This is a genomic window from Massilibacterium senegalense (genome assembly GCF_001375675.1).
In the GTDB taxonomy this organism is placed as follows: Bacteria; Bacillota; Bacilli; order Bacillales; family Massilibacteriaceae; genus Massilibacterium; species Massilibacterium senegalense.
The window spans coordinates 1,913,545-1,929,495 of record NZ_LN831786.1 but is presented as its reverse complement, the minus strand read 5'-3'; the positions used below and the strand labels follow the sequence as shown (position 1 = coordinate 1,929,495).

Sequence of the window (15,951 nt, the reverse complement as noted above, 5' to 3'; positions counted from 1 at the left end):
TTTTCATTATACTTTTTTTAATTCTATTCAAAAGGAACACAACGTAGGAAAGGGATGAATGTAGTGGAAAAAATGGAACTGTGGTATACAGAAAAACAAACAGATAAATTTGGTATTACGGCAAAAGTAAAACAAACTCATCATACAGAAACGACAGAATTTCAACAATTAGACATGATTGAAACAGAAGAATGGGGCAACATGCTAGTGTTAGACGGCATGGTGATGACGACAGAACGAGACGAATTTGTGTACCACGAAATGGTTGCGCACGTACCGTTATTTACGCATCCTAATCCTGAGCATGTGTTAGTAGTAGGTGGCGGTGACGGCGGTGTGATTCGGGAAGTGTTAAAACATCCGTCTGTGAAAAAGGCAACGTTAGTAGAAATTGATGGGAAAGTTATTGAATATTCTAAACAATATTTACCTTCGATTGCGGGTGCATTAGACGATGTGCGTGTAGAAGTAAAAGTAGGCGACGGCTTTATGCACATTGCGGAAAGTAAAAATGCGTACGATGTCATTATGGTAGACTCGACAGAACCGGTAGGACCAGCGGTGAAATTATTTGAAAAAGGGTTTTATGTTGGTATTTTTAACGCATTAAAAGAAGACGGTATTTTTGTCGCACAAAGTGATAACCCTTGGTTTAAAGCAGATTTAATTCAAAAAGTAATCAAAGATGTAAAAGAAATTTTCCCGATTACACGTTTATATATAGCCAATATTCCAACGTATCCGAGCGGTCTTTGGACGTTTACCCTTGGTTCTAAAACATATGACCCACTTGCGGTAGAAGATGCGCGATTTTTTGATATTGAAACAAAATACTATACGAAAGAACTTCACAAAGCAGCATTTGCATTGCCAAAATTTGTGCGCGATTTAATGAAATAGGAGGACGAGCGGATGCGTTTTGAGGAAGCTTATTCAGGAAATGTGTTTATAAAAGCAAATCCAAATTATAAAGAGTCAAAGGCAGTTATTTATGGGATGCCAATGGATTGGACCGTTAGTTTCCGCCCAGGCTCTCGTTTCGGTCCTGCTCGGATTCGGGAAGTATCGATTGGATTAGAAGAATATAGCCCGTATTTAGATAAAGAGTTAGAAGAAGTGGTGTTTTTTGATGCAGGCGACATTCCGTTACCATTTGGGAATGCAGAAAGAAGTTTGCAAATGATTGAAGACTACGTTGATACATTATTAAAAGATGGAAAATTTCCGCTTGGCTTAGGTGGAGAGCACTTAGTAACATGGGGTGTTATTCGTGCATTCTATCGACACTTTGATGATTTTGCGATTCTTCATTTTGATGCGCATACCGATTTACGTACCGAATACGAAGGAGAACCATTATCTCATTCGACACCGATTCGGAAAGCGTGTGAATTGATTGGCCCAGAAAACGTTTATTCGTTCGGAATTCGTTCTGGTATGAAAGAGGAATTTGCGTATGCGGAACAATCTGGGATGTATCTAGCGAAGTTTGATGTCTTGGAACCATTACGTGACGTGTTACCGACATTGAAAAATCGGAACGTGTATGTGACGATTGATATTGACGTGTTGGACCCAGCGCATGCGCCTGGCACAGGTACACTAGAAGCAGGCGGGATTACATCCAAAGAATTGTTAGAAGCGATTCATCTGATTGCCAAGTCAGATGTGCACGTCATTGGGTGTGATTTAGTGGAAGTGGCACCGTGTTACGATCACTCGGAACAAACGCAAATTGCAGCTAGTAAATTTGTGCGGGAAATGCTGCTTGGTTGGGTAAAATAACAGACCAGACGAGGAAGGAGTAGACAAACTCCTTCTTTTTTTATACAATGAACTAACGCTCGTTAGGTAATGGGAGGTCATGATGAAAAAAGAAGAAATCAAACAGGCAGCTCTTCAGTTATTTGTAGAAAAAGGCTTTACAGCTACTGCGCTGTCGGAAATTGCAAAAAAGGTTGGGATTAAAACACCATCGTTGTATGCTCATTTCCCGTCTAAAGATGCTCTTTATTTACATATTTATCGAGAACAATTGCAACATCAACTACATTTTACACAACATATCATGAAACTAATGCAAGAAACATCGGTGTATGAACGATTAGAAACGCTCTCTTTTTCTTTTTTGCAAGCGGATTTTGGCGAGGAACAAACGTTATTTATTCGGCGTTCGCTCTTTTTTCCACCACCACATTTAAAAGAAATCATTAAGCAAGAGTTTGTGAAGGTGGAACGGTTAATATCTCGTGATTTAACAGCGTTATTCCAAGAAGGAATGGATAACGGAGAGTTGAAGCGTCAATCGGTAGAAGGAGTGTTAGCCTTTTTTTATTGTGTATTTGATGGCGTGGTGGTCGAACAATATTATTATGACGACCAAGAATATGAGGAACGTAAGAAAAACAGTTGGTATATGTTTTGGGAGGCGATTAAACGGTGAAGGGCTGGGGTATTTTACTCGTTGCAAGTATATCAGAAATTGGTTGGGCAGTCGGGTTAAAATATACGAATGGCTTTACCGTATTATTTCCGAGTCTGATAACGATTGTGATGATGATTATTAGCTTTTTCTTGTTTGCCAAAGCATTGTTGTATCTTCCAATGGGCACTGCTTATGCTGTTTTTACTGGAATTGGAACGATTGGGACGACGGTATACGGAATTCTTTTTTTGCAAGAAACGATGACTAGTTTAAAAGTATTGTTTTTTATCGTTTTAATAATAGGTATTATCGGATTGCAAATAACGGGAAAATCCGAAGAAAAGGGCGTGTCCTAGCGTGGAGTGGCTGTTGTTAGTGATTGCAGGTTGTTTTGAAGTTTTTTTTGTATTGTTTATGAAGCTATCAGAAGGATTTCGTCATAAAGGATATACTTTGTTATGTATTGTATCTAGTATCATTAGCTTCGGTTTGTTAGCACAAGTGATGAAAACAATGCCACTAGGGTTAAGTTATGCCGTTTGGACAGGAATTGGAGCTACATTAAATGTAATAATTGGTATTTTATTTTTTGGTGAATCAAAGAATAAAACGAGGCTTTTTTTTATAAGCATGGTGGTGATTGGTTTGGTTGGATTGAAATGGGCTAGTTCATAGAGGGAGAAAAAAGATGACAGAATCAAAGAAAAGTTTTTGGAAGAATCGATTTGTTCAAGTAATTATGGTGTCGGGTACGCTGTTGCAACTAGGTATATGGATTCGAAACTTTGCGATTTTATTATTTGTCATGGAACAAACGGATAATAATCCGATTTATGTATCGCTCGTTTCCATTGCAGAATTTGCTCCGATTTTTCTTTTTTCATTTATTGGTGGAACGTATGCAGACCGGTGGCGTCCGAAGCGTACGATGATTTGGAGTGACTTGTTAAGTGCGGTTTCTGTTTTTTTCGTATTGTTAACCATCATCTATGGATCATGGGAAGCGGTCTTTTGCGTTACATTTGTATCGGCTGTATTATCGCAATTTTCCCAGCCGTCTGCAATGAAATTGTTTAAAGTACACGTACCACCTGAACAATTACAAATGGGAATGGCGTTATATCAAACGTTAATGGCGATCTTTATGATTATTGGTCCTGGGTTAGGGACATATATTTATCATTTATTTGGCATTTACGTATCTATCGGAATTATGGGTGTTGTCTTTTTATTATCTGCAGCGGTCTTATTTTTACTACCGAAAGATAAAGTAGAAACAGAAAAGGTGCCATCTCAATTTTGGCAAGAATTAAAAGACGGATTTCGTTACGTCTTTCAACGAAAAATCCTTCGTTTATTAGGATGTAACTTTGCATTTGCAGGTCTTGCGATTGGATTAATTCAACCGCTAATTGTATTTGTCGTCATTGAACGACTCGGGTTACCGAAAGAACATGTTTCCTGGTTGTTGATGGCCAATGGAGCTGCGATGCTAATCGGCGGTGGTGTCGTGATGGCTATTTCAAAAAAAATAGTACCAGAACGACTGTTATTTTTAGGTATGCTTATTTGTGGATTTGCCATCATGGGGGTAGGATTTTCGACAAGCTTGCCACTGACGCTCGTGTTATATTTTATCGACGGCTTATTTTTTCCGTTTATTCATGTAGGGGTCAATACACTCATTTTACAAACAACCGAAGAAAAATTCGTCGGCCGCGTAAACGGGGTACTGAATCCGATGTTTATGGGGATGATGGTTGTAACGATGAGTATGGCTGGCTTTTTAAAAAGCATTTTTTCCATTTCGGTTATTTATTCGTTTGCCGCATTCTTTTTCTTTTTAGGCTTGCTTGCGGTTGTGCCATTATTAAAAAACAGTTCTAAGGTAGCGAAGCCTTCTTCTTAAGATGGTTTTGCTACCTTTTTTACGTAGCTTCTTGAAGAGTACGGGAAAAAACTTGTATAATGAAAAGCGGAAGTCAAGTAAAGGGCGTGTTACATTGAGAGCAGTTCAATTGCTTGTAAAAACAACGATTCGAAATGGCAAAGAAATCGAAACGATAGAACAAAACGTACGGGCGATGCTTTATGAAAAAGGTCGCTTTGTATACGTTCAATATGAAGAAGTCATCTCAGAACAATTTCCACCGATTAAAACGACGTTAAAAGTAGCGGAAAATGAGATGAAAATTATTCGTCATGGCCAAGTGAAAATGAATCAAACGTTTATGGAAAATGAAACGACAACTGGTTCTTATGACGCACCGTTCGGACAATTTCACATGACGACTAATACAACATCGTACAAACAAGAGTGGCAAGAAAACAAAGAAGCAGGACGGATTCAGCTCACGTATGCGTTACAATTAAACGAGCAAAAAGTAGGCGTGTATACGTTAGACTTTACGATTAGGGAGGATCAATCATGAATATTATCGAAAATGTCCAAGCACAGTTAAAAGAAGCGATTAAAGAAGCAGTAGTAAAAGCAGCGCTTGCAACAGAAGAACAACTACCAGAGATTATTTTAGAAACACCAAAAGATAAAGCACACGGAGATTACGCAACGAATATCGCGATGCAACTGGCACGTGTGGCGAAAAAAGCGCCGCGGATGATTGCAGAAGGTATTCAAGCGAATCTTGATTTACAAAAAGCATCGGTAAAAAAAGTAGAAATTGCCGGACCTGGCTTTATTAACTTTTTTATGAACAATGCGTATTTAACCGACTTAATTCCAACAATTTTACAAAACGGGGAAGCGTACGGTGCATGCGACGTTGGTGGCGGTAAAAAAGTTCAAGTAGAATTCGTATCTGCGAACCCAACAGGAAGCTTACATTTAGGACATGCGCGCGGGGCAGCAGTAGGCGATTCACTATGTAACATTTTAGATAAAGCAGGCTATGACGTTTCTCGTGAATATTACATAAATGACGCTGGGAATCAAATTAATAATTTAGCGAAAAGTTTAGAAGCTAGATATTACGAAGCACTCGGATTAGAAAATGAAATGCCAGAAGACGGATATTACGGGGCAGACATTATTGCCTTCGGAAAACAATTGGCAGAAGAACATGGAAAAGCATTACTAGAAAAATCAGAAGAAGAACGATTCGCATTTTTCCGTTCATATGGTTTAAAACATGAGTTAGATAAAATTAAACATGATTTAGAAAAATTCCGCGTCGGCTTTGACGTGTGGTATTCTGAAACATCGTTATATGAAACAGGAAAAGTAGAAACAGCATTAGAAGAATTAGCAAAACGAAACGAAACATTTGAAGAAGACGGTGCGCTTTGGTTTGAATCAACCAAATACGGCGATGATAAAAACCGAGTACTAGTGAAAAGCGATGGATCATACACGTATCTAACACCGGATATTGCGTATCATTTAGATAAATTTAACCGTGGCTTTGAAGAGTTAATCAACATTTGGGGAGCAGACCATCACGGCTACATTCCACGTATGAAAGCAGCAATGGAAGCGCTCGGGTACACACCGGAACAACTAAACGTTATTATCATTCAAATGGTAAGCTTATTCCAAGCAGGCGAAAAAGTGAAAATGAGTAAACGTACCGGAAAAGCGGTAACCCTTCATGAATTGATGGAAGAAGTAGGCGTAGATGCGATGCGTTATTATTTTGCAATGCGTAGCCCAGACACTCATTTAGATTTTGATATGGACCTTGCTGTATCGAAATCAAATGAAAATCCAGTATACTACGTTCAATATGCGCATGCGCGTGTATGCAGTATTTTGCGTCAAGGAAAAGAACTCGGCTTCTCCTATGAAAATGAGTTAGACTTAACACACGTGAACAGTGAAAAAGAAATGGATTTATTAAAGAAAATGGGAGACTTCTCAAAAGCGGTAGCGGAAGCAGCAGAAAAACGTTCACCACACCGTATCGTGAACTATGTGTATGAACTAGCAGCAACGCTTCATAGTTTTTATAATGCAGAAAAAGTAGTAAATGAAAATGACCAAGCAAAAAGTGAAGCTCGCTTAGCTTTAATGCGCGCTGTACAAATCACATTACAAAATGCATGTCGCTTAATCGGCGTATCTACACCTGAAAAAATGTAAAATAAAAAGTCGCACATTTCCATCGTGCGGCTTTTTTGCGCCCTCCACTTTTTATGTAATCCATCTCCGTCATTAAGCGAGCCCATCTCCGCTTTTTATGTAATCTAGTTCCGGGCGCTAGGGGCTCGAGTCATAAGTCATCTTGCTCCATGAGGAAACCCCACCTCATTCCGCAAGCTGTCTTATGCTTGTCGCCCCTGAGCAAGCGCCCTCCACTTTTTATGTAATCCAGCTCCAGGTGGCTAGCGACTGCCGGAATAAGTCAACCGACTCCAGAGGCAAAGAGGCGCCTCTTCCATCGGTCGCCTTATTCCTCTGTCGCAGACCGAGCCCCCCTCCACTTTTTATGTAATCCAGCTCCAGGTGGCTAGCGACTGCCGGAATAAGTCAACCAACTCCAGAGGCAAAGAGGCGCCTCTTCTATCGGTTGCCTTATTCCTCTGTCGCAGACCGAGCCCCCTTCCACTTTTTATGTTTTCATAAATATTTTTCTATCCATTTTCCTACTGTTTGTTTTGTTTTTTGGAAAGGCGTTTTGTTTTGGAGGATGTCTAGTGTTAGGGGTTCGGAGAAATCGCAGTCTTTTTGGATGGCTGCTGCGACTTGCTTTGCGAATGGTTCGTCTTCGATAATGCAGTTCATTTCTGCATTTAAAAAAAAGCTTCTTCGATCGAAGTTAGACGTTCCGACATTGCAAATTTTTCGGTCAATGACGGTTGCTTTTGTATGATAAAAACCTGGGATGAAGCGATAAATTTTGGCGCCACTTTTTAATAAAGGTTGAAAATAAATATTTGCCACGTCGCCAACTAATGGATGGTCATTTCGATATGGGACGACGATGATGACGCGAATTCTTTTTCGACAAGCGTCCATCAGGGCATCTAACAACCGTTTTGTAGGTATAAAGTAAGGGGTAGCAATGATGATTTCTTGACTAGCTTGTTGAAAAAGGGATAGGTAAATATCTTCAACAATTTCACCATTTGTACCAATTAATGAGAAATTTAAGTTTCCTTTTTTGAGATTTGGGGTATTTGTTGTGGGAGAGAACTCTTTTTTATTGGCACTGCTCCAATCATCCATAAATTGTTTGTGTAACGTGCAGACACCATCGCCTTCGAAGCGAAGGTGAAAATCACGCCAATATCCGTAAATAGCGGTTTGGCTGACGTATTCTTTGCCGATATTAAACCCTCCTAAATATCCAATTTGTTGATCGATGACGGTGATTTTTCGATGATTTCGTTGTTGAATAGAAAAGAAAGACTTGTTGCTAAAGCAAACGTTTACACCACCTTTTTGTAAACGACGAATCGTGGAACGGTGAATGAAAATACTTCCAACCCAATCGAGTAAAAGGCGCACTTGAACCCCTTGCTGTGCTTTTTTTAAGAGAAGATCGATGATTTTATCGCCGTATGTATCGTTACGAACGATATAAAAAAGCATATCAATCGATGAAGTAGCGCATAATAGGTCATTTTGCAAATTTTTCATTAATTGATTGCCTGTTGTAATGAACGAAATGGTACCGGAGTGTTTGGTGAAAAATACGGTTTTTTTAGAGTTAACCCCTGATAAATCAAGGGAAAAAGGGGTATGTGTCATGAGAGAAACCTCGCCATCACTTTTTTTATTAGTATGTGAATTTTCAAAAAAATTATAAAAAAAATTGACTGAACACTCGTTCAGGTCGATTTTCTATGCTATAATAAATTCAGAAAAATTTAAATTTATTTGTAACAGTTTGCAAACAAAGGAAGTTGCAAGGGGTAGCTTACGAGGAAAGGGGATGTTTTGGTGAATACGTTATTAGTTATTAACTGGATTGCCTTCTTAGCTGTAACCGTTTACGGGATTGCGTTATTTGCTTATCTCGTAAAATCACGTGTCGAGTTTATTAAACTCGGAAAAAAAGCGGAATGGGATTACACAGTAAAAGAGCGTCTAAATAAAGTATGGATTTACGTATTTGGACAAAAGAAATTAATGAAAGACAAGAAAAGTGGAATCATGCACGTCATGATGTTCTACGGATTTTTGCTCGTTCAATTTGGAGCAATTGATTTTATTTGGAAAGGGTTAAAACCGGAATCACACTTACCATTCGGTCCACTTTACCCAGGATTTACATTTTTCCAAGAAATCGTCACACTTGTTATTTTAGTGGCGGTATTAATGGCATACTATCGTCGTTACGTGGAAAAATTAGTCCGTTTAAAACGCGGTTGGAAAGCAGGCCTAGTGTTAATTTTTATCGGTACATTAATGCTTTCTGTATTACTAGGAAATGGTGCAGAAATCGTTTGGCATGATATGGAGTATTCTTGGACATCTCCTATCGCTAGTGTCATTGCGATGGCATTAGCACCGCTTGGAAAAACAGCTGCTATCGGTATCTTTTATGTAGCATGGTGGATTCATTTAGTAGTATTACTCACTTTCTTAGTTTATATACCACAAGGAAAGCATGCGCATTTAATTGCCGCTCCTGCGAACGTATATTTAGGCCCAACACATAAAGTTGGTCAATTATCAAAAATTGATTTCGAATCTGCAATGGCTGCGATGGAAGAATCAGAAGACGCAGAAGCAGAAGTAGAACAACCTAGCTTTGGTGTGGGTAAAGTAGAAGACTTTAATCAAAAACAATTGGTTGATTTATATTCGTGTGTAGAATGTGGTCGTTGTACAAGTATGTGTCCGGCAACAGGAACAGGAAAAATGTTATCACCAATGGATTTAATTATTAAAATCCGTGATCACTTAACGGAAAAAGGTGCAGCGGTAACAGGAAAACAACCTTGGGTACCGACATTTGCTTTTGCAAATACAGAAGGAAACCGACTTGCAAAACAAAGTGCATCCGATCCGCAATTTAAATATGAAATTAACTTAATCGGGGACGTTATCACAGAAGAAGAAATTTGGGCATGTACAACATGTCGTAACTGTGAAGATCAATGTCCAGTATTAAACGAACATGTAGATAAAATTATTGATTTACGTCGTTACCTCGTTCTTTCTGAAGGGCGTATGGATGCGGAAGCACAACGTACGATTAACAACATTAAACGTCAAGGAAACCCTTGGGGAATTAACCGTAAAGAACGTGAAAAATGGCGTGATAATCTTCCAGAAGAAGTAGAAGTACCAACATTAAAAGAATTAGCGAAAGCGGCGAAAAAAGAAGAAAAAGAGCCAGAGTACGATTACTTATTCTGGGTAAGTTCAATGGGTTCTTTTGATAGCCGTAGCCAAAAAGTAGCGATGAGCTTTGCTCGTTTAATGACAGAAGCAGGAATCAAGTTTGCTATTTTAGGAAACGACGAACGAAACTCAGGAGACACTCCACGTCGTTTAGGGGACGAATTTACGTACCAAGAAATTGTAGAAAACAACATTAAACAATTTGAGAAGTATAACGTGAAGAAAATCGTTACGATTGACCCTCACGCATACAATACATTCAAAAAAGAATATCCAGACTTTGGATATGAAGCAGAAGTATATCACCATACAGAATTATTAGCGCAATGGATCAAAGAAGGACGTATTAAACCGCAACATCAAGTCAACGAAACAATTACGTATCATGACCCATGTTACTTAGGACGCTACAACGAAGTGTTTGATGCTCCGCGTAACATTTTACGTTCTATTCCAGGCGTAACACTTGTAGAAATGGATCGCAATCGTGAAAGCAGTATGTGCTGTGGTGCTGGTGGAGGCTTAATGTGGATGGAAGAAACAACTGGTACACGTATTAACGTTGCGCGTACAGAACAAGCGCTTCAAAAAGAACCAACCATCATTGGTGCTGGCTGTCCGTACTGCTTAACAATGTTAAGTGACGGAACAAAAGCGATCGAAGTAGAAGACAAAGTCGAAACACTCGATATCGTCGAAATTTTAGAGCGTTCCGTATTTGGACCTAAAAAAGCAGAGCAAGATAACACCTCAGAACAAACAGAAGAAGTAGAAGTGCAAGAAGAAGTAACACAACCATAAGGTAATACCATGATTAAAACGAAAGCTTGGTGGGAAAGCTCTCCAACGCTTTTCGTTGTCTGGCTCCGGTGGGCTAAGTCCCCAATGCTTTTCGTTTTTTCATGTGAACATAATTGTTTGTCACTTTTTTTCTAGTCTACTGTGATAAGACTTAAATTGGGAGGTATTGGTATGGGTAAAACGGTAATTGTAAGCGGTGCACGGACGCCGTTTGGTAAGTTTGGTGGAGGATTACAGCCACTTTCGGCTGCACAATTAGGTGGGATTGCAATTCGTGAGGCGATTAATCGTGCGAACATCGCGGATACAGATATTGATGAACTTATTTTTGGTAACGTTTTACAAGGTGGGCAAGGTCAAATTCCTTCTCGTCAAGCTTCAAGAGAAGCAGGTCTTCCTTGGGAACTAAAAACAGAAACGATTAACAAAGTATGTGCATCAGGTCTTCGTAGTATTACACTTGCTGACCAAATCATTCGTGCTGGCGATGCAGAAGTAGTAGTAGCTGGTGGAATGGAATCGATGAGTAACGCTCCGTACTTTGTGAAAAATGCTCGTTGGGGCGCACGTATGGGGGCAACAAAATTTGATGATTTAATGATCCACGACGGATTAACTTGTTCGTTTACAGGTGCTCATATGGGAACATACGGTGACTCTGTAGCTGCTGAACTAGGGTTAACGAGACAAGAACAAGACGAGTGGTCATTCCGTAGTCATGATTTAGCTGTAAAAGCAATCGAAAGTGGAAAATTTGCAGAAGAAATTGTAAACGTATCCGTTCCACAACGGAAAGGTGATCCAGTTGTGATTCGTAACGACGAATCACCACGTCCTACTACAACAGTAGAAGTTTTATCAAAATTAAAACCAGTCTTCAGTAAAGAAGGTACGATTACTGCTGGAAACGCACCTGGTATTAACGACGGTGCCGCTGCTTTAATCATTATGGATGAAGAGCGCGCAAAACGCGAAAACCGTGAAATCTTAGCAACAATTGTTGCACATGAAGCAATGGCAACAGAAGCGAAGGATTTTCCAAAAACACCAGGATATGCGATAAATAATTTGTTACAGAAAACAGGAAAAACTGCAGATGATGTCAAATTATATGAAATAAATGAAGCATTTGCTGCGGTTGCGCTTGCAAGTATCAAAATTGCAAATCTTGATCCAAATCGTGTAAACGTTAATGGTGGTGCCGTTGCTTTAGGTCACCCAATTGGCGCGAGTGGAGCACGTATTGTATTAACGTTAATTCACGAATTACGTCGTCAAGGCGGAGGCTTAGGTGTAGCTGCTATTTGTTCTGGTGGCGGTCAAGGTGACGCAATCATGGTAGAAGTGTAAGCACTGTTTTTTGATAAAAAATGACTACATATTACGCAAGGGGGAAGAAAAATGGCTGAAATTAAAAAAGTATTTGTTGTTGGTGCAGGACAAATGGGTTCTGGAATCGCGCAAGTGTGTGCACAAGCTGGCTTTGATGTGGTACTTCACGATATTAAAGACGAGTTTGTAGAACGTGGAATGAATAACATTAATAAAAACTTATCTCGTCAAGTGGAAAAAGGTCGCATGACAGAAGATGAGAAACAAGCTGTGCTAAATAATTTATCACGCTCAACAGACGTTCAAAACGCTAAAGACGTGGATCTTGTCATTGAAGCAGCAGTGGAAAATATGGAAATTAAAAGCCAATTGTTTAAACAATTAGACGAAATTACACCGGCGCACGCTATTTTAGCGACCAATACATCAAGTTTACCAATTACAGAAATTGCAGCGGTAACAAATCGCCCTGAGCAAGTAATTGGGATGCATTTCATGAACCCGGTACCTGTGATGAAACTGATTGAAGTGATTCGTGGGTTAGCAACAACAGATGAAGTCTATCAAACAATTGAAGACATGTCGAAAAAACTAGGAAAAGTTCCTGTTGAAGTAAACGACTTCCCAGGCTTTATTTCAAATCGTATTTTACTTCCGATGATCAACGAAGCAATTTACGCTGTTTATGAAGGGGTAGCAACAGTAGAAGCGGTAGATGAAGTCATGAAATTAGGAATGAATCATCCAATGGGACCACTAAGATTAGCAGACTTTATCGGTCTTGATACATGCTTATCTATTATGGAAATTCTCCATGAAGGACTTGGAGATAGTAAATATCGCCCTTGTCCATTATTAAGAAAATATGTAGCAGCTGGTTGGTTAGGTGACAAAACAGGTAAAGGTTTCTACGACCACTCTAAAAACTAATCAAACAAACGCAGCATAGCAAATAACAAAAGAGGTGAGGATATGAATCTAGTATTTACTGAAGAACAGCAAATGATGCGGAAAATGGTCCGTGATTTTGCCCAAAATGAAATTTCTCCAATTATCGAAAAAATGGAAGAAACAGATGAATTTCCGATGGAAGTAATTAAAAAAATGTCAGAACTTGGACTTATGGGTATTCCAATTCCAGAAGAATATGGCGGAAGTGAAATGGATTTCACCTCTTATATTATTGCGATCCATGAGCTATCGCGCGTAAGTGCTACGGTAGGCGTAATCTTATCGGTTCATACGTCTGTAGGTACGAACCCAATTCTTTATTTTGGTAACGAAGAGCAAAAGAAGAAATATGTTCCAAAGCTTGCGGCTGGTGAATATATCGGAGCTTTTGCGTTAACAGAACCAGGAGCGGGAAGCGATGCGGCTAGCTTAAAAACACGTGCTGTAAAAGATGGCGACCATTATGTACTGAATGGTTCAAAAATCTTTATTACAAACGGCGGTGTTGCGGATACGTATGTTGTTTTTGCTGTGACTGATCCAGAAAAAGCACATCATGGGATTTCAGCATTTATCGTTGAAAAAGACACACCAGGATTTTTCATCGGGAAAAAAGAAAAGAAAATGGGTCTTCACGGCTCTAATACGGTAGAATTATCTTTTGAAGACTGCCGCGTACCAGCGGAAAATCTTCTTGGTGAAGAAGGCATGGGCTTTAAAATTGCTATGGGTAACCTTGATGTAGGTCGTATTGGAATCGCAGCGCAAGCGTTAGGAATTGCAGAAGCGGCGCTAGAAGAAGCGACGGAATATGCAAAAGAACGTGTGCAATTCGGTAAACCAATCGGTCGTCAACAAGGGGTAGGCTTTAAACTAGCAGATATGGCAACAGAAGTAGAAGCGGCAAAACTATTAGTCTATCGTGCTGCTCAACTAAAAGCACTAGGAAAATCATGTGGAATCGAAGCTTCAATGGCCAAACTATTCGCTTCTAAAACAGCGGTAAAAGTAACAACAGAAGCAATTCAAGTGTTTGGTGGTTACGGGTATACAACAGAATATCCAGTAGAACGCTTCTTCCGTGATGCAAAAATTACAGAAATTTATGAAGGTACAAGTCAAATTCAACGACTTGTTATTAGTAGGCAATTATTAAAATAGGGGGCTAAACAATGAATTTTCTATTAACAGAAGAACAAGAAATGTTACGTAAAATGATTCGTGATTTCGCTGAAAACGAAATTGCTCCAACTGCTGCAGAACGTGATGAAAATGAAACATTCGACCGCGGCATTTTCGAAAAAATGGCGGAGTTAGGTCTTACAGGTATTCCATGGGAAGAAAAATACGGTGGCGCTGGCATGGATTTCGTAAGCTACGTAATCGCTGTGGAAGAATTATCTCGTGTAGACTCTTCTATCGGTGTAACACTTTCTGCACACATTTCATTAGGAAGCTGGCCAATTTGGAAATTTGGTACAGAAGAACAAAAACAAAAATTCCTTCGTCCATTAGCGGAAGGTAAAAAAATGGGTGCTTACGCATTAACAGAACCAGGCTCTGGTAGTGATGCAAGTAACATGAAAACAATCGCAAAAGAAGATGGCGATTCTTACATCTTAAACGGATCAAAAATCTTCATTACAAACGGTGGCGAAGGGGATATTTACCTCGTATTCGCACAAACAAACCCAGAAGCTGGTCACAGAGGTGTTACAGCGTTTATCGTGGAAAAAGGAACAGAAGGCTTCAAAATGGGTAAAAAAGAAAAGAAACTAGGTATTCGTTCATCTCCTACGTATGAATTAATTTTTGAAGACTGCCGCGTATCAAAAGAAAATATCTTAGGGGAAGTTGGCCAAGGCTTCAAAATCGCAATGATGACATTAGACGGCGGACGTAACGGTATCGCAGCACAAGCAGTAGGTATTGCACAAGGTGCATTAGAACTTGCTACAAACTACGCAAAAGAACGTGTACAATTCGGGAAACCAATTGGACGTCAACAAGGTGTAGGTTTCATGCTTGCTGATATGGCAACAAAAACAGAAGCAGCTCGTCTATTAACATACCAAGCAGCTTGGAAAGAAGCACAAGGTCTTCCATACGGTAAAGAAAGTGCGATGAGTAAATTATTCGCTGGTGATATTGCAATGGAAGTAACTACAGATGCGGTTCAAGTATTTGGTGGATACGGATATACGAAAGAATATCCAGTAGAACGTTTCATGCGTGATGCAAAAATTACACAAATTTATGAAGGTACGAATGAAATTCAACGACTTGTTATTTCACGTATGCTACTTTCATAATATAATAGAATGGATTAGACAATGTCATCGCTCTCGGGCGGTGACATTGTTAACTTATGCCTCTAAAAATGGTTCATAAAGACGCTGTTTTTTCGTATCATTAAAAACATAAACAAAAAAGAGGTGTTACTTGCAGGAAAGAGGGGTTGTTGTGTCGAAGAAAGAAGTACCATCATTAGTAAAAGATCAGCAATTAATCCGTAAACGTCGGGAACAAATGGTAAAGGCTGCATTAGGTTTATTTAAAGAAAAAGGATACCACCGAACGACAACGCGGGAAATTGCGACTGCATCCGGGTTTAGTATTGGAACGTTGTATGAGTATATTCGTACAAAAGAAGATATTTTATATTTAGTTTGTGATTCGATTTACGACACGGTGTATGACAAATTAGAAATGGTTATCGAACCACAGCAAGCAGATTTTCAAACATTGAAAGACACGATTATTTCGTATTGTCAAATTATTGATGAAATTCAAGAAGAAATTTTATTCATGTACCAAGAAACAAAATCTTTATCAAAAGAAGCGCTACCGTACGTACTCCAAAAAGAAGAAAAAATCCTCGACTATTTTAAACGCTTATTGATTGCTTTAAATGAAACAGAACAATTACACATTGATGACACCAGTATTTCATTACTTTCCCACCATATTGTCGTAAATTGCCAAACGTGGGCATTTAGACGTTGGGTATTAAAGAGGAAGTTTACACTGGAACAATTTAGTGAAAATCTAGCAAATATGATTTATGGCGGCCTTAGACATTACAACGAAAATCGTAACTAGTCGTAACATCCTCTTTTCTATATATAAT

The 15,951-nt window shown here is 39.2% G+C and carries 15 protein-coding genes; 14 read left to right on the top strand and 1 reads right to left on the bottom strand.

Annotated elements, in window-relative coordinates:
- The first annotated feature begins 72 nt into the window (after positions 1-72).
- The 8 genes from speE (at position 73) to argS (ending at position 6,524) form a co-directional block, all read left to right on the top strand.
- On the top strand, positions 73-900 hold the full coding sequence (gene speE, locus BN1372_RS12960; protein WP_062201359.1) for a spermidine synthase: 828 nt from the start codon (positions 73-75) through the stop codon (positions 898-900).
- Positions 901-912: 12 nt separating this feature from the next.
- Positions 913-1,785 (top strand): agmatinase, encoded by an 873-nt coding sequence (gene speB, locus BN1372_RS12955; protein WP_062200194.1) that lies wholly within the window; start codon positions 913-915, stop codon positions 1,783-1,785.
- 82 nt (positions 1,786-1,867) lie between these two features.
- Entirely contained in the window at positions 1,868-2,443 is a 576-nt protein-coding gene (locus BN1372_RS12950; protein ID WP_062200191.1) for a TetR/AcrR family transcriptional regulator, read from the top strand.
- On the top strand, positions 2,440-2,781 hold the full coding sequence (locus BN1372_RS12945; protein ID WP_062200188.1) for a DMT family transporter: 342 nt from the start codon (positions 2,440-2,442) through the stop codon (positions 2,779-2,781). The genes BN1372_RS12950 and BN1372_RS12945 overlap by 4 nt, the downstream gene beginning before the upstream one ends.
- Position 2,782: 1 nt before the next feature.
- Positions 2,783-3,100 (top strand): DMT family transporter, encoded by a 318-nt coding sequence (locus BN1372_RS12940; protein WP_062200185.1) that lies wholly within the window; start codon positions 2,783-2,785, stop codon positions 3,098-3,100.
- Between the two features lie 13 nt (positions 3,101-3,113).
- Positions 3,114-4,334: an MFS transporter gene (locus tag BN1372_RS12935; RefSeq protein WP_062200183.1), complete on the top strand. Its 1,221-nt coding sequence runs from the start codon at positions 3,114-3,116 to the stop codon at positions 4,332-4,334.
- A 94-nt stretch (positions 4,335-4,428) separates the two neighbouring features.
- Complete coding sequence (locus tag BN1372_RS12930) at positions 4,429-4,857, top strand: YwiB family protein (RefSeq protein WP_062200180.1); 429 nt, start codon at positions 4,429-4,431, stop codon at positions 4,855-4,857.
- The gene (argS, locus tag BN1372_RS12925) at positions 4,854-6,524 is read left to right on the top strand and encodes an arginine--tRNA ligase (protein WP_062200177.1); all 1,671 of its coding nucleotides are present in this window, start codon (positions 4,854-4,856) and stop codon (positions 6,522-6,524) included. Before BN1372_RS12930 ends, argS begins: the two co-directional genes overlap by 4 nt.
- 477 nt (positions 6,525-7,001) lie before the next feature.
- Here argS and cls read toward each other — a convergent pair whose 3' ends face one another.
- Positions 7,002-8,135: a cardiolipin synthase gene (cls, locus tag BN1372_RS12920; RefSeq protein WP_062200174.1), complete on the bottom strand. Its 1,134-nt coding sequence runs from the start codon at positions 8,133-8,135 to the stop codon at positions 7,002-7,004.
- Positions 8,136-8,327: 192 nt separating this feature from the next.
- On the opposite strand from cls, the gene BN1372_RS12915 reads away from it, so the two are divergent.
- The 6 genes from BN1372_RS12915 to BN1372_RS12890 all read left to right on the top strand — a co-directional run bounded on the left by BN1372_RS12915 (position 8,328) and on the right by BN1372_RS12890 (position 15,923).
- The gene (locus BN1372_RS12915) at positions 8,328-10,538 is read left to right on the top strand and encodes a (Fe-S)-binding protein (RefSeq protein WP_062200171.1); all 2,211 of its coding nucleotides are present in this window, start codon (positions 8,328-8,330) and stop codon (positions 10,536-10,538) included.
- 171 nt (positions 10,539-10,709) lie between these two features.
- Positions 10,710-11,888, top strand: a complete 1,179-nt coding sequence (locus BN1372_RS12910; RefSeq protein ID WP_062200168.1) for an acetyl-CoA C-acetyltransferase — start codon at positions 10,710-10,712, stop codon at positions 11,886-11,888.
- Between the two features lie 51 nt (positions 11,889-11,939).
- Complete coding sequence (locus tag BN1372_RS12905) at positions 11,940-12,800, top strand: 3-hydroxybutyryl-CoA dehydrogenase (RefSeq protein WP_062200165.1); 861 nt, start codon at positions 11,940-11,942, stop codon at positions 12,798-12,800.
- Between the two features lie 42 nt (positions 12,801-12,842).
- Positions 12,843-13,982: an acyl-CoA dehydrogenase gene (locus tag BN1372_RS12900; RefSeq protein WP_062200164.1), complete on the top strand. Its 1,140-nt coding sequence runs from the start codon at positions 12,843-12,845 to the stop codon at positions 13,980-13,982.
- Between the two features lie 11 nt (positions 13,983-13,993).
- Positions 13,994-15,133 (top strand): acyl-CoA dehydrogenase, encoded by a 1,140-nt coding sequence (locus tag BN1372_RS12895; protein ID WP_062200161.1) that lies wholly within the window; start codon positions 13,994-13,996, stop codon positions 15,131-15,133.
- Between the two features lie 151 nt (positions 15,134-15,284).
- The gene (locus BN1372_RS12890) at positions 15,285-15,923 is read left to right on the top strand and encodes a TetR/AcrR family transcriptional regulator (protein WP_062200159.1); all 639 of its coding nucleotides are present in this window, start codon (positions 15,285-15,287) and stop codon (positions 15,921-15,923) included.
- Positions 15,924-15,951: the final 28 nt, after the last annotated feature.

What these genes read in the sequence shown, in the direction of transcription:
- argS (WP_062200177.1), top strand. Translation starts at nt 4,854, where the DNA reads ATGAATATTATCGAAAATGTCCAAGCACAGTTAAAAGAAGCGATTAAA.
- BN1372_RS12910 (WP_062200168.1), top strand. Translation starts at nt 10,710, where the DNA reads ATGGGTAAAACGGTAATTGTAAGCGGTGCACGGACGCCGTTTGGTAAG.
- BN1372_RS12950 (WP_062200191.1), top strand. Translation starts at nt 1,868, where the DNA reads ATGAAAAAAGAAGAAATCAAACAGGCAGCTCTTCAGTTATTTGTAGAA.
- BN1372_RS12900 (WP_062200164.1), top strand. Translation starts at nt 12,843, where the DNA reads ATGAATCTAGTATTTACTGAAGAACAGCAAATGATGCGGAAAATGGTC.
- BN1372_RS12895 (WP_062200161.1), top strand. Translation starts at nt 13,994, where the DNA reads ATGAATTTTCTATTAACAGAAGAACAAGAAATGTTACGTAAAATGATT.
- speB (WP_062200194.1), top strand. Translation starts at nt 913, where the DNA reads ATGCGTTTTGAGGAAGCTTATTCAGGAAATGTGTTTATAAAAGCAAAT.
- cls (WP_062200174.1), bottom strand. Translation starts at nt 8,135, where the DNA reads ATGACACATACCCCTTTTTCCCTTGATTTATCAGGGGTTAACTCTAAA.
- BN1372_RS12905 (WP_062200165.1), top strand. Translation starts at nt 11,940, where the DNA reads ATGGCTGAAATTAAAAAAGTATTTGTTGTTGGTGCAGGACAAATGGGT.
- speE (WP_062201359.1), top strand. Translation starts at nt 73, where the DNA reads ATGGAACTGTGGTATACAGAAAAACAAACAGATAAATTTGGTATTACG.
- BN1372_RS12935 (WP_062200183.1), top strand. Translation starts at nt 3,114, where the DNA reads ATGACAGAATCAAAGAAAAGTTTTTGGAAGAATCGATTTGTTCAAGTA.